Source organism: Brevibacillus gelatini (assembly GCF_050920745.1).
Lineage (GTDB): Bacteria > Bacillota > Bacilli > Brevibacillales > Brevibacillaceae > Brevibacillus > Brevibacillus gelatini.
In genome coordinates this window covers 262,501-275,258 of the sequence record NZ_CP154342.1, presented here as the reverse complement: position 1 = coordinate 275,258, position 12,758 = coordinate 262,501, and the positions used below count along the sequence as shown (strand labels likewise).

Below are 12,758 nucleotides of genomic sequence, written 5' to 3'. Positions count from 1 at the left end.
TTCTCGTCACTTTTGGAAACGTAGTTATCACTACTTTGTTAACATAAGAACTCTTCGCTAGTTGAGCGAATCTGGTGCCCACGTAGAGATGTCGCCTCCCGGTGTAGCTACTATCAGCCATGCATGACCAGCGTATTCTGGACCATCTCCTGCTTGCCAACATTCATATTTATCATGGTTTCCATTTACAAAAAGCGTTTTTCCTGATTCAAATTCAATATGGAGATGCGGATATTGACTACCCAATCGAACGGCATTTACTTTTTCCCTACGTAACCGCAAAATGAATATATACGCTTCTTCTTCCGATAAATCAATCATCTCTTCTTGGGAGTTTGGAAATACTCGGGTTTCTTTAGGGAATACAGCCCATCGTGATTCAATGTTTAACCAAAGTTGGTCTGGAGAATGATTTGTGTAATGCTCAAAACGAATTAAAAACGTACCTGGTCCTGGACCAAATTTCATACCATCTAATTGGCTACCTACAAATATATGGTTTAATACCTTCTCTGTGTATTGCTTGTGTTCAATTTCCAACATAGCCCCCCTTTTATATCAACCTAGCCACATTACTAGCTTGGAACAAGTTCCTGCTGTTCTTCCGTTACGAGACGAAACCTGGTGAATATGCACAGGTCGACTGAGGACTGTGTTGTTACGTAGATTTGGACGGCACAATCTGGACAGTTCCAATATTTGTTATTTTCCTGAGGTACTCTCTCTCTCGTTCTACCTAGTTGTCCATGTCTTTGGTGAAAGCTTAACAGCTGACAACCTTGTACCTTCTCAAGGGACATCCTGAATAAAAAGCCACTGTAAAATAACCCTTTCCTTCTCCTTGCTCCCGCCCTTCCTTCGGGTTATTAATTCTTACTAATGAGAAACTCAAACTCCCGAACCGTATACTCCGGTAGAAAGTCCTTAACCTCATCTAAAATCCCCTTCAATTTTTGGCGCTTTTCATCGCTCATTGACACATAAAATCTTGTGTTATACCCACACATCCATGATTCTACATGCCGCTTGGCCAAATCACGGATTTCCTCTTCCTGAACAGCACATGCCCGTAATAAATAAAGTATGTTGTCTGCCTTGCCAAACTTAGTAAACAAGAAGAGAATGTTTTTCTTCACATAGGGGCGTAAATCATTTACATAAATCCCCCACAGCAGTTCGGCATGACGTAGGTCAATAATATTTGCAAGCACTTGTCTCGCTTCCCGCGATACGCTTGGTTTATCTGATTGTAGGGAGTTGATAAAAACGTCTGTGTAATCCTCTGGATTAAGCATACCTAGTGCTTTCACTGCCGCTCTGCGCGTCCGCGCATTTTCATGACACAAGAACGGAATAATCCATTGTGCATCTGTTTTATCGCCAGTTTCACCCACTCCAGCAATCGCTGCCTGTATCAATCTTTCATTTGTCCCATTCAGCTTTTCTCTGTAAAATGACGAGAAGTCAATTCGCTTATCTTTTAAATAATATCTGGCCATTTCACGAATGGTTTTATGCCGATCAAGAAGAGCAGCAAGCAGTTCTTCGGTAGACTCCTCTGAAAAACGTTCCATATATGTTTGTAATGCCAGTTGCCTAATGGGAGGAAAAACGTCACTCCTGATTCGTTTTAGCCATTGAATTAAACACTCGTTTGAGTAGTTTCTGCAAATGTGTTTAGCTACCTGTAGCCGTATCCAAGCATCAGATTGACGTAGTGCTTCTGATATAACTGATTCTTGCTCAATATCAGGAAGGTTGATCGCCAGTTCAAAGCAGAATCGTCGCACAATAGGGTCCTTTGAATGAAAACCGCTTAACAACACTTTCCGATTTTCTGGGTGACGAAACAGACCATATATTTCATCCACGAAGTCAGAGAATTTTTCTCGGTTATAGTATTCGGACAAATGTTTAACCAGACAAATAGCTTCAAGAAAGTGCTTTACATAATCAGGACGAATTCTCTGCTTGAGTGCCTTAAAAGCCATGAAACGGATTTTTGGCAGCCAATCGTTCATGCGGAGAAGCAGAAAAGGAATCTCCTTCCCCGAAAATTGATGCGCCAACATTTCAACCGCTGCTTCCCTCACATATCCATTTCGATGAAAGCTGCATATCCCAATGAAACTAACGTCCGACTCATCGTTGATCCGAATGGCCATGACATACTCAGGCGACAAATGATGCCATCTTGCCATTTTTTCTTGGTAATGATAAGGGGCTAATCTCCGCATGTATTGGTCAAAACCAATCAAGTTTTGCTTACCATGACGGCAAATAATTTTGTGTATGGTATCACGTGCTGTACTTCGTACTGTTTCGCTTGTCTCTATGGCAAACGGCAATAAGAAAGTCAGAGTAAGCATGCTTCTGGAATTGGCTAGCGATTGTAATATTTCAATTTTTCTTGTATCCGATCTTTTAAAAATGTTGAGGAAAGAATTTTTTCCGTAAAGTTCATCGATTAAATCTTGCTCCTCTTTTGACATGTCTCTCATAGTCCTAACCCCTCCAAAAGTAAAAAAAGAGCTACCTTACCGTAGGTAGCTCGATAAACAGACTGTTTCTAAGTTGTAGCCTCGTGATGGCTCCATTCACAATTACCATACGAAAAGTATTGACCGTTTTTTCCGGTCTACAACTTTATTAAGCAGCCTAAAACTATATTATCTCTGAACACAAACCTCTACTCCAACAAATCCTGTTACTCCACCGTCACACTCTTCGCCAAATTCCGCGGTTTATCCACATCCAGGCCACGCGCGACAGATGCGTAGTAAGCAAGCAATTGCAATGGAATGACGGTCAGAATCGGTGTGAGCATTGGCAGAGTGGCCGGCATGTAGATCACTTCGTCCACAGTCTTCGCCAGGTCGTGGTCGCCTTCTGTCGCGAAGCCCAGGACATGAGCGCCGCGCGCTTTTACTTCCACGATGTTGCTCACCGTTTTTTCGTAGATGTCTGGTTGTGTAGCCAATGCGACAACCGGAACGTTATCTTCAATCAGCGCAAGAGTACCGTGCTTCAGCTCACCAGCCGGGTACGCCTCGGAGTGGATGTAGGAGATCTCCTTGAGCTTCAGGGAGCCTTCCAGCGATACCGCGTAGTCCAGACCGCGGCCGATGAAGAACAGGCTGTTTACCCCTTTTGTGCTCTCGGCAAAGCGGCGAACCTGCTCAGCATCTTCGAGCATGGATGCGATTTTGCCTGGGATTGTCTCCAGATGCTCCACGATCGTCGCTACCTCGGCAGCCGCAAGCGTGCCTTTTACCTGCGCCAGATACAGGCCGAACAGGTACAGCGCTACTACTTGGGAGGTGTACGCTTTGGTCGAAGCTACCGCTACCTCAGGGCCGGCCCAGGTGAAAATCACTTCGTCGGCTTCGCGCGCCACAGAGCTGCCGACAACGTTCGTGATCGCGAGTACCTTCACGTTGCTCTTCTTCGCTTCACGCAGTGCAGCCAGTGTGTCTGCTGTCTCCCCCGATTGGCTGATGACGATCATCAAGGTTTTGTCCGTGTAGATCGGGTCGCGGTAACGGAACTCGGAAGCAACCGCTACCTCTACCGGAACGCGGGTCCATTTTTCGATGATGTCTTTGCCGACCAGACCTGCGTGCATGGAAGTACCGCAAGCGACGATGTAGATGCGGTCGTACGTCGCCAGTTCGGCATCGCTCATTTTCAACTCAGGCAAAATCACGCGCTTGTTCTCGCGGTCAATGCGGGCGCCCATCGTGTCGCGAACGGCTTGTGGCTGCTCGTAAATTTCTTTAAGCATGAAAGAATCGTAGCCGCCTTTTTCCGCTTGCACCAGATCCCACTCGACATGGAACAGCTCCCGCTCAATTTTCTCTCCGGTCTCTGCGTTCATCAGTTCCACGCCGTCGCGAGTCAAAACAGCCATTTCGCCTTCGTTCAAAATGTAAACGTCACGGGTATGCTCCAGAATAGCCGGAATGTCCGAGCCAATAAAGCTCTCGCCCTGACCTACGCCAACGACCAGCGGGCTGGCCAGACGAACAGCTACCAGCTTATCTGGTTCATGCTCAGTCATGATTCCCAGCGCATAAGCACCACGCATGCGTTGCACAGCGCGACGCGCCGTGGACACAATATCCCCGTCGTACATGTCTGCGAGCAAGTGCGCGATGACCTCGGTATCTGTCTCGGAAGTGAACGTGTAGCCTTTTGCCAGCAGCTCTTCCTTCAACGGCAGGAAGTTCTCGATAATCCCGTTGTGAACGACGGCAAAAGACGTTTTGGCGTCGGTATGCGGGTGGGAGTTCTCGTCAGACGGCTTGCCGTGCGTCGCCCAACGTGTGTGTCCGATTCCCATGCAACCGGCAAGCGGCTTGGATGCCAGACGATCTTCCAGCACAGCCAGACGTCCCTGCGACTTTGCCAGCTCCAGGCCGTTTTCGTTCACTACCGCGATTCCCGCCGAGTCATAACCGCGATACTCCAGCTTGCGCAGTCCTCCGATCACGATGTCTTGCGCTTGTTTATCTCCAATATATCCAACGATTCCGCACATAAGTGTATGATCCCCTTCCATATTGACGGGGACACAACCCAAAACCAATGGTACGGGGGAGTGCCCCCGCCATTCCATGTTTGATCTATGTTTTTTCCTTCGTCCGTGGCTACAAACGTATCATACGCAAAGTTTTGTCCACCAGATCACTCCGGTGCTTTGTCCTTGCGTTCTGCGGCAGTGATACTGCTGCCGGGAGGTATCCGCCGAAATCTTCGATAAACCTCCACCTCGTCCACTGGGCTCCATGTCGGGCAGCCGCAGTGCTGGCGCTTTACGACAGTTGTTTTTTTGTTACTCGATCTGCTTTGTTTTCGTCCGATCCCCTCCAATTTTTGCTAATCGTGCACGTGTGCACATGAACATTTTACCACAGATCGATAGGGGCGACAACACCTTCGTCATTTTACATGTATGCAAAAGGGAGTGGCTTCGCACCACTCCCCCAAACATTTTTTACACCAGTTCCTGCTTCACTACGTCGACGATCCGGTGCACAAGCCCTTCCAGTTGCGCCTCATCCGGACCTTCTGCCATGACGCGCACGATTGGCTCTGTGCCGGATGGACGAACCAGCACGCGTCCGTTGCCAGCCAGCTCTTCCTCCACTTCGCGAATAGCCCGCTCGATCGCTTCGTTGCCGTTCAGCTTCGACTTGTCCTCTACGCGGACATTGACCAGCAGCTGCGGATACTTGACCATCACCTGTTTCAGCTCGGACAACGGCTTGCCCGATTCCTTGATGATGTTCAAAAGCTGCAAGCCTGTCAGCAGCCCGTCACCTGTCGTATTGTAGTCCAAGAAAACGATGTGGCCGGACTGCTCGCCGCCAAGGTTGTAGCCGCCGCGCAGCATCTCCTCGACCACGTAGCGGTCTCCTACAGCGGTTTTGGTTGTATGGATGGAGCACTCTTCCATCCCTTTGAAAAAGCCCATGTTGGCCATGACGGTCGTCACAACGGTATTGTTGTTGAGCTTTCCTTTTGCCTTCAGTGCACGGGCGCAAATCGCCATAATGTAATCGCCGTCGATGATTTCACCCGTCTCGTCAACCGCGATACAGCGGTCCGCGTCCCCGTCAAAGGAAAGACCCAGATCAGCCTTGTGCTTCAACACTTCCTCCTGAAGACGCTCAGGATGGGTAGAACCGCACTGCTCGTTGATGTTGACCCCGTTCGGGTTGGCCCCGATCGTAATGACCTCTGCGTCCACGTCTGCAAACAGGCGGGCTGCCAGCGACGAGACAGCTCCATTGGCGCAGTCCAGAACGACCTTCATGCCGTCAAAACGCTCGGATACGGTACTTTTCAGATGAGAGAGGTACTTTTGTCCGCCCTCCAAAAATTCCAATACCGTACCGATCTGTTCCCCTACCGGCCTTGGCAAAGTGTCCTCTGCCGCGTCCAGGTATTGCTCTATTTCTGCTTCCACTTCGTCGGACAGTTTGAAACCGTTGCTGCCGAAGAACTTGATTCCGTTATCCGGAAACGGATTGTGGGAGGCGGAGATCATGACACCCGCATCCGCACCCAGTGCACGTGTGAGATACGCCACGCCTGAGGTGGAGATGACACCCAATCTGACCACTTCTGCTCCAACCGAAAGCAAGCCAGCCAAAAGCGCGCTTTCCAGCATCTGTCCGGAAATGCGCGTATCGCGCCCAATCACCACTTTTGGTTTGCCTTCCTGCTTGTTTCTGGTGAGAACGTAGCCGCCAACGCGTCCGATTTTAAATGCCAGCTCGGGAGTCAATTGTGTATTGGCAACCCCACGTACACCGTCTGTTCCGAAATACTTCCCCATGTTTGTCCCTCATTTCCTTCCTTGTGCACACAACAGCTTATGCCTACCTTCGCTTGTTCGTGATTTCGATTGTTACCTTTTTCGGTGCGCTCGCAGAAGTCTTGATATAATCCGGCTGATTGAAAATGTAATTCAGAGGTACCTCGTACACACCAGCCGGCATGTTGCTGACATCTGCTATGACCTGCAAGTCTTCGTGTCTCAATTGATCCAGCACTTGTGCCGCGCCGATGACGTCAAAGTCGATTGTAGACAGCTCCTGACCATCGGTGGACAGCACCTTGGCTTGCATAGTCTCTGACAACCCGCTGATGCGAATCGGGATTTTCTCCAAACGCTTGGTTGTGGACGGAACTACTTTCAGCGATACCTTGAGATACTCCGGTTCTACCTTCACGATGTTATCCATTAACGGTATCTTTAGCTCCAAAAGACGATCTGATGTAATGTTGGCAAGATCGATTTCCGGCCCCGGATAGGTGTTCGCCTTGATAGCGTCAATGACCTCTTTCGGACCGAAAACGGTCACCTCATCCACATTCATATCCATACTAGCCAAACTATAGCCATTTGGCATTTCATTCGTCAAGTTTAATTTCAGTGGCACTTTCACAAAAGGACTCGTGACCGGGATGTTTACCTCTACCGTAAGCGGGATGACATCCGCACCTTGAATCACATTTCCTGACTTGTCCACTACCTTCAGTGGGACTGTAGTCTTAATCGCAGAAGTAGCCCCTTCCAGATCGACAGACGCCTTGACAGCCGCCACTTTGTTTACCTGGCTTTCCGGAACTCTGACCAGTGCCCGGAAAGGCTTGACGATCGGTTCTCCAGCGGTGTAGCCGGGAGCTACCTGCCCCAGTTTTTCCACCGTAACCTCCCGCTCCACCGTCTTCTTCTCTTCCAGAGTGATTTCCACGATGTTGGGAATAATGCCCACTTTCACCTCATCCGGGAACCCTTTGTACTGGACTGGCACCTTGTGAGTCCCTTTTCCCAAATTGGTGGCATCGACGTATACTTCCATCGAGTCAGCCGGGAAATAGTTATGACGATAGAACGGGTTGTTGCTCTCCAACGCGACTTTTACCGTTCGCTGCTGCTTGACGACCTGAAAACGGTCTGTATCGTACTTGACATGCAAGGTCACGCCGTCAATAAAGACGGGCTGGCTCGCTTCCGAAGTCGGCGTTTGCTCTGACTCCAGATTGACGACCATCCACATCATGACAGCCAACAGCAGCGCTACGGCCCGTGCAAACCAATGACTGTTCAACCATTTATCCATGTTTTCGCCTCCATTGCCAACGACTGCCAATGGACTTGCCCTTTGACAGAGGCTGTAGCTGTTCGGTCAGCATCTCTGCCAGTTGCGCCTCCGTCAGATTGCGGTTCATTGCGCCATGCGCGGCAAAAGACACTTGTCCTGTCTCCTCCGAAACGATGATGGACATGCCATCCGAGACCTCGCTGACGCCGATTGCCGCGCGGTGACGAGTCCCCAACTCCTTCGAGATGGAGCTGTTCTCAGACAGCGGAAGGTAACAGGCAGCAGCCAAAATGACATCCTTGCGCATAATGACCGCCCCGTCATGCAAAGGCGTATTCGGAATGAAAATGTTGATGAGCAGCTCCGAGCTCACGCGTCCGTTGATCGCGATGCCCGTCTCTACGTAATCGTTCAGCCCTGTCTCACGCTCAATGACGATCAAGGCCCCGATCCGCCGCTTCGCCATGTAGGTGACTGCTTTACACACCTCTTGCACCACACGGTTCACCATGTCATCGTCTTGCAGGCTGCTGGAGCGGGAAAAGAGCTTGCCTCGCCCGAGCTGCTCCAGCGCGCGACGCAATTCCGGCTGGAAGATGATAACCACAGCCAGTACCCCGAAGGTAAAAGCTTGCGACATCAACCAGTGCAGTGTCGTCAGTTGGAAGTACTTGCTGAGCAGCCAGGTGATGACGATCACCATGATCCCCTTCAGCAGCTGTACCGCTCGCGTCCCCCGAATGAGCATAATAATTTTATAAATCACGTATGTAACGAGTAAAATATCCGTTCCATACCGCAGTAAATCCCCATATTCCATCGATATCATAACGAAGCCCCCATATCTCGCTCCATCTAAATCAGGTCAGCCTGTCTCCTGCGGAAAAAGCACGGCTCCCCTGCCGTGCTGTTGATAGCTGTACTCTCTATTTTCTCTTATGGCAAGATCGGAAGCAAGTCATTTCCAATATTTTTCACCTCATACCAGATCCAATCGAAGATCGCTTCAATGGATTCTGTATTGCCGACCACTTGAGCGGTAGAGGCCACAAACACTTTTCCTTCGATGGCCACTACATTTCCTTTTACTTGCCCCTGAACATCCACGTCGCCGTTGCGCACCACCAAATCTCCATCAATACTCGTTCCGGCTGGCACTACGACGACATTTCGTTCCCGATCTATTTTTAACTTATCCATGTTCGCTGAAGATACCTGCAGTGTATTATCGCGGTCAAACCAGTTCGCGCACAAGCTGCCAGTCATGAGGAACAGAAACACCGCCGCTGCCGTCAAAAACGGATGGTTCCGCAGCCAGCTTGAAAACAGGTTGGCCTTCGTCGGCGCAGGCAATTGGGCAAGTACACGTGCCGTAAAATCAGGAGAAACATGAATATGTGAAGCGCTCTGTACAAAAGCGATGGCCCGCTGCAACTCATGCATATGCTGGCGGCAGCTCGCACACGTTTTTATATGTGCTTGCAAATGCTGATTGGCTAATTCATCAGTGTCCCCATCCAAATACTCGTGGATGAGAATAATCATTTCCCGGCATTCCATCGTGATTTTCTCCTTTCTCACATCAATCGCAACTTGCTTCGCAACGCTTCCCGCCCTCGGTGAATGCGTGTCTTGATCGTCGTAATGGGAAGTTTTACGATATCGCTGATTTCCTGCAACGACAAATCCTCAATGTAGCGCAAGATCATAATCGAGCGATATTTCGGCTGCAACTGGGACAAAGCTCCCTGTACTGTCTCCTGGAGCTCCTGCGTCACGACTTTGTCTTCCGGTGTTTTCTCACTGGAAGACAGGCGCGAATACCAGTCCATTCCCTGTCCCGGCTCGGTTTCTTCATCCAATGAAAAGTCAGGTCTTTTTTTGCGGCCACGGTCGATACATAGATTGGTTGCGATCCGGTAGATCCACGTGGAGAACTTGTAGCTGTCATCGTACGAATGCAGGTTGGCATACACGCGCAAAAAAGTTTCCTGCGCGATGTCTTCCGCATCCTGGCGGTTTCCCACCATGCGATAAGCAAGCTGAAATATCTTGTCTTTATAAATTTCGATCAACTCGGCAAAAGCTTCACGGTCTCCGCGCTTTGCCCGCTGAGTCAACCGTTTCTCTACAAAATCCATGCGATCCTCCCCACAATACCGTAATCCTATATACGGATGGTATTGCAAATGGTTTCGTTCAAAATGCGTGTTTGTGCAGGTAATTTGTTGGGAAATAGAGGAATAAGGCAACTGCCTGCCTCTATATATTATTGATGATAACTCTTTTATCCCTCCGTTGGAAAGGAGAGTGGGGCCTATGTCGAAGCAGGACGTTCTCCTCCAGATCGAGCAACTGCGCAAAAAGCTCAACGATCAGTATAAGAAGCAGGCTTCCATCACGCCTGAATTACTCGCCCTTAGCGTGCAACTGGACCATCTATTAAACAAACTACATTCTCCATCCTTAGAATGTACTTCTTTCTACCACCAATGTAAAGATGCGTAAAAAGCAAAAGGGCTATCTCAAAAGTCCTTATTGCGACTTTGAGATGCCCCTTTTGTATTTCAGAAAACGTTAGCGGAATTGCCCCTTGTGGACAACTCCTTTTTGTCCTTGGACTACGACTGGTTACAGCAGTTTATCGCCGAACGCAGAGCTCATCAATGCCACTGCGACACGCGCCGTCATGTTTTCACGGTCGAGAATCGGATTTACTTCCACAAATTCTGCGGAACAAAGAATGTCAGCGTCCGCCAGCATCTCCAGGGAGACGTGCCCCTCCCGGTAAGAAATACCGCCAATCACCGGGGTTCCTACTCCTGGCGCGTCATGCGGGTCCAGTCCGTCCAAATCCAGGCTCAAGTGTACGCCATCGGTGTTTTTGGACACGTGTGCAATCGCTTCATCCATGACGCGAGCCATTCCCAGTTTATCGATTTCGTGCATGGTGAACACTTTTATGCCAATGCGCTTGATGAGATCGCGCTCACCTTGATCGAGATCGCGCGCCCCGATAATTACCACGTTTTCAGGCTGCAGCTTTGGCGCAAATCCGCCGATGTTCGTCAGTCGCTTATGCCCAAAGCCCAAGCTCGCCGCCAGCGGCATTCCGTGGATGTTTCCGGATGGAGATGTCTCCCCTGTATTCAGATCCCCGTGCGCATCAAACCAGATGACACCGAGATTTTTCACATGCTTGGCGACACCTGCAATCGTTCCCAAGGCTATGCTGTGATCGCCACCCAGCACGAGCGGGAAACGGCCTGCAGTCATGATATCGCTTACAACTTCAGCAAGTTTTTCGTTCGCTTCCACAACTTGATCCAGATACTTATGGTTTTCTGTTTCCGTAAAACGTTGAGGACGTGTCACAAAAATATCTCCACGGTCCTCAATATGAAAGCCCATTTTCTCCAAGCGAGCCACAACACCTGCGTAGCGAATGGCACTTGGCCCCATATCTACTCCACGACGATCTGCACCCAGATCCATCGGTACACCGACAATACTCATGTTCTTGTTCATGTAAACGCCCCCCAAATTCCTCGATCATTGTTGCTTCACCCCTATATTGTAGCCGCTGATCGCGAAATGACTCAACTCGACAGGATTTTGCATAAATAACCCGTTTTCTCTCCACGCAAAAAAACGAGCAACCAAAGTGGCTACTCGTTTTGCACAATCCATATGGAGCGGGTGATGGGAATCGAACCCACGCGACCAGCTTGGAAGGCTGGAGTTCTACCATTGAACTACACCCGCGCAATCTTTTTCGTAAACAGAAAACCCGGCAACAATCGCGAAAAAAATGGTCGGGAAGACAGGATTCGAACCTGCGACCCCTTGGTCCCAAGCCAAGTACTCTACCAAGCTGAGCTACTTCCCGATTTTTTGTTTTCCAACGCTTTTCTTCCCTATTTTGTAGTAAAGAAGCGTGCCCTGAGAGATTCGAACTCCCGACCTTTTGATTCGTAGTCAAACGCTCTATCCAGCTGAGCTAAGGGCACATATTTTCATGGAAAGAAAAAACTGGTGAGCCATGAAGGACTCGAACCTTCGACCCTCTGATTAAAAGTCAGATGCTCTACCAACTGAGCTAATGGCTCGCAAGTGGCTGGGGTACTAGGATTCGAACCTAGGAATGACGGAGTCAAAGTCCGTTGCCTTACCGCTTGGCTATACCCCAATAGCCATGAGTAAAAATGGTGGGGAGAGACGGATTCGAACCGCCGAACCCATAGGGAGCAGATTTACAGTCTGCCGCGTTTAGCCACTTCGCTATCTCCCCATTTTCAGTTAAACAACAAGTGGTGGAGGCTGACGGGATCGAACCGCCGACCCTCTGCTTGTAAGGCAGATGCTCTCCCAGCTGAGCTAAGCCTCCAAAGTGCCCCGCAAAGTGAAGAGGTTGCGTTGTAGCAACACCGAACACTTTGCGGGGCCCCAACAACCAGTTGGGTGTATAGGTGACCCGTAGGGGATTCGAACCCCTGAATGACAGCGTGAAAGGCTGCTGTGTTAAACCGCTTCACCAACGGGCCATTATCATGATGATTACTGGTGCTCCCGACAGGAATCGAACCTGCGACCTCTTCCTTACCATGGAAACGCTCTACCGACTGAGCTACAGGAGCAAGTGAATGGCTCCTCGGGACGGACTCGAACCGCCGACCGATCGGTTAACAGCCGATTGCTCTACCAACTGAGCTACCGAGGAACGTTGAAGGATTTTTGTTCCTTCAAAACTGGATCTGCATGTTTGCCAGGCATGTGTGGATAAGTCCTCGACCGATTAGTATTCGTCAGCTCCACGCGTTGCCGCGCTTCCACACCGAACCTATCAACCTCATCGTCTATGAGGGGTCTTACCAGCTTGACGCTGTGGGAAGTCTCATCTTGGAGGGGGCTTCACGCTTAGATGCTTTCAGCGCTTATCCCGTCCGCACATAGCTACCCAGCTGTGCCACTGGCGTGACAACTGGTGCACCAGCGGTGCGTCCATCCCGGTCCTCTCGTACTAAGGACAGCTCTCCTCAAACTTCCTACGCCCGCGACAGATAGGGACCGAACTGTCTCACGACGTTCTGAACCCAGCTCGCGTACCGCTTTAATGGGCGAACAGCCCAACCCTTGGGACCT

10 protein-coding genes, 10 tRNA genes and 1 rRNA gene (1 of these 21 running past the window's edge) are annotated in these 12,758 nt (G+C 49.8%); 1 reads left to right on the top strand and 20 read right to left on the bottom strand.

Going from position 1 to position 12,758, the window contains the following annotated elements:
- Window positions 1-57: 57 nt before the first annotated feature.
- The 8 genes from AAFJ72_RS01660 to sigW all read right to left on the bottom strand — a co-directional run bounded on the left by AAFJ72_RS01660 (window position 58) and on the right by sigW (window position 9,757).
- The gene (locus AAFJ72_RS01660) at window positions 58-543 is read right to left on the bottom strand and encodes a hypothetical protein (protein WP_432775807.1); all 486 of its coding nucleotides are present in this window, start codon (window positions 541-543) and stop codon (window positions 58-60) included.
- Between the two features lie 323 nt (window positions 544-866).
- Window positions 867-2,501: a HEAT repeat domain-containing protein gene (locus AAFJ72_RS01655; RefSeq protein WP_432775806.1), complete on the bottom strand. Its 1,635-nt coding sequence runs from the start codon at window positions 2,499-2,501 to the stop codon at window positions 867-869.
- Between the two features lie 206 nt (window positions 2,502-2,707).
- Entirely contained in the window at window positions 2,708-4,540 is a 1,833-nt protein-coding gene (gene glmS, locus AAFJ72_RS01650; protein ID WP_432775805.1) for a glutamine--fructose-6-phosphate transaminase (isomerizing), read from the bottom strand.
- 456 nt (window positions 4,541-4,996) lie between these two features.
- Window positions 4,997-6,343, bottom strand: a complete 1,347-nt coding sequence (gene glmM, locus AAFJ72_RS01645; protein ID WP_432775804.1) for a phosphoglucosamine mutase — start codon at window positions 6,341-6,343, stop codon at window positions 4,997-4,999.
- Window positions 6,344-6,386: 43 nt separating this feature from the next.
- The gene (locus AAFJ72_RS01640; RefSeq protein ID WP_432775803.1) at window positions 6,387-7,634 is read right to left on the bottom strand and encodes a CdaR family protein; all 1,248 of its coding nucleotides are present in this window, start codon (window positions 7,632-7,634) and stop codon (window positions 6,387-6,389) included.
- Entirely contained in the window at window positions 7,627-8,445 is an 819-nt protein-coding gene (cdaA, locus tag AAFJ72_RS01635; protein WP_432775802.1) for a diadenylate cyclase CdaA, read from the bottom strand. Before cdaA ends, AAFJ72_RS01640 begins: the two co-directional genes overlap by 8 nt.
- Before the next feature lie 107 nt (window positions 8,446-8,552).
- Window positions 8,553-9,176, bottom strand: coding sequence for a zf-HC2 domain-containing protein (locus AAFJ72_RS01630; RefSeq protein WP_122903937.1), 624 nt, complete (start codon window positions 9,174-9,176; stop codon window positions 8,553-8,555).
- 17 nt (window positions 9,177-9,193) lie between these two features.
- Complete coding sequence (gene sigW, locus AAFJ72_RS01625; RefSeq protein WP_005832275.1) at window positions 9,194-9,757, bottom strand: RNA polymerase sigma factor SigW; 564 nt, start codon at window positions 9,755-9,757, stop codon at window positions 9,194-9,196.
- A gap of 178 nt (window positions 9,758-9,935) precedes the next feature.
- Between sigW and AAFJ72_RS01620 the strand changes: the two genes are divergently transcribed.
- The gene (locus AAFJ72_RS01620) at window positions 9,936-10,124 is read left to right on the top strand and encodes a Spo0E family sporulation regulatory protein-aspartic acid phosphatase (RefSeq protein ID WP_432775801.1); all 189 of its coding nucleotides are present in this window, start codon (window positions 9,936-9,938) and stop codon (window positions 10,122-10,124) included.
- A 123-nt stretch (window positions 10,125-10,247) separates the two neighbouring features.
- Here AAFJ72_RS01620 and rocF read toward each other — a convergent pair whose 3' ends face one another.
- From rocF to AAFJ72_RS01560, 12 genes are all read right to left on the bottom strand, one after another.
- Complete coding sequence (rocF, locus tag AAFJ72_RS01615; RefSeq protein WP_122903935.1) at window positions 10,248-11,144, bottom strand: arginase; 897 nt, start codon at window positions 11,142-11,144, stop codon at window positions 10,248-10,250.
- Between the two features lie 163 nt (window positions 11,145-11,307).
- Window positions 11,308-11,381 (bottom strand) — tRNA-Gly (locus AAFJ72_RS01610).
- A gap of 47 nt (window positions 11,382-11,428) precedes the next feature.
- Window positions 11,429-11,505 (bottom strand) — tRNA-Pro (locus AAFJ72_RS01605).
- A 47-nt stretch (window positions 11,506-11,552) separates the two neighbouring features.
- Window positions 11,553-11,626: transfer RNA gene (locus AAFJ72_RS01600), tRNA-Arg, on the bottom strand.
- A 23-nt stretch (window positions 11,627-11,649) separates the two neighbouring features.
- Window positions 11,650-11,725, bottom strand: a tRNA-Lys gene (locus AAFJ72_RS01595).
- Window positions 11,726-11,730: 5 nt separating this feature from the next.
- A tRNA-Gln gene (locus AAFJ72_RS01590) sits at window positions 11,731-11,805 on the bottom strand.
- Between the two features lie 17 nt (window positions 11,806-11,822).
- Window positions 11,823-11,907 (bottom strand) — tRNA-Tyr (locus tag AAFJ72_RS01585).
- A 20-nt stretch (window positions 11,908-11,927) separates the two neighbouring features.
- Window positions 11,928-12,003: transfer RNA gene (locus AAFJ72_RS01580), tRNA-Val, on the bottom strand.
- Window positions 12,004-12,086: 83 nt separating this feature from the next.
- Window positions 12,087-12,160, bottom strand: a tRNA-Glu gene (locus AAFJ72_RS01575).
- A gap of 17 nt (window positions 12,161-12,177) precedes the next feature.
- Window positions 12,178-12,253, bottom strand: a tRNA-Thr gene (locus AAFJ72_RS01570).
- A gap of 7 nt (window positions 12,254-12,260) precedes the next feature.
- A tRNA-Asn gene (locus AAFJ72_RS01565) sits at window positions 12,261-12,336 on the bottom strand.
- A 55-nt stretch (window positions 12,337-12,391) separates the two neighbouring features.
- Window positions 12,392-12,758: ribosomal RNA gene (locus AAFJ72_RS01560) — 23S ribosomal RNA — on the bottom strand; it runs 2,562 nt beyond the window's last position.

Coding starts and splice junctions, on each gene's coding strand:
- glmS (WP_432775805.1), bottom strand. CDS start 4,540: ATGTGCGGAATCGTTGGATATATTGGAGATAAACAAGCGCAAGACATC.
- AAFJ72_RS01640 (WP_432775803.1), bottom strand. CDS start 7,634: ATGGATAAATGGTTGAACAGTCATTGGTTTGCACGGGCCGTAGCGCTG.
- AAFJ72_RS01660 (WP_432775807.1), bottom strand. CDS start 543: ATGTTGGAAATTGAACACAAGCAATACACAGAGAAGGTATTAAACCAT.
- AAFJ72_RS01655 (WP_432775806.1), bottom strand. CDS start 2,501: ATGAGAGACATGTCAAAAGAGGAGCAAGATTTAATCGATGAACTTTAC.
- sigW (WP_005832275.1), bottom strand. CDS start 9,757: ATGGATTTTGTAGAGAAACGGTTGACTCAGCGGGCAAAGCGCGGAGAC.
- AAFJ72_RS01630 (WP_122903937.1), bottom strand. CDS start 9,176: ATGGAATGCCGGGAAATGATTATTCTCATCCACGAGTATTTGGATGGG.
- rocF (WP_122903935.1), bottom strand. CDS start 11,144: ATGAACAAGAACATGAGTATTGTCGGTGTACCGATGGATCTGGGTGCA.
- AAFJ72_RS01620 (WP_432775801.1), top strand. CDS start 9,936: ATGTCGAAGCAGGACGTTCTCCTCCAGATCGAGCAACTGCGCAAAAAG.
- cdaA (WP_432775802.1), bottom strand. CDS start 8,445: ATGATATCGATGGAATATGGGGATTTACTGCGGTATGGAACGGATATT.
- glmM (WP_432775804.1), bottom strand. CDS start 6,343: ATGGGGAAGTATTTCGGAACAGACGGTGTACGTGGGGTTGCCAATACA.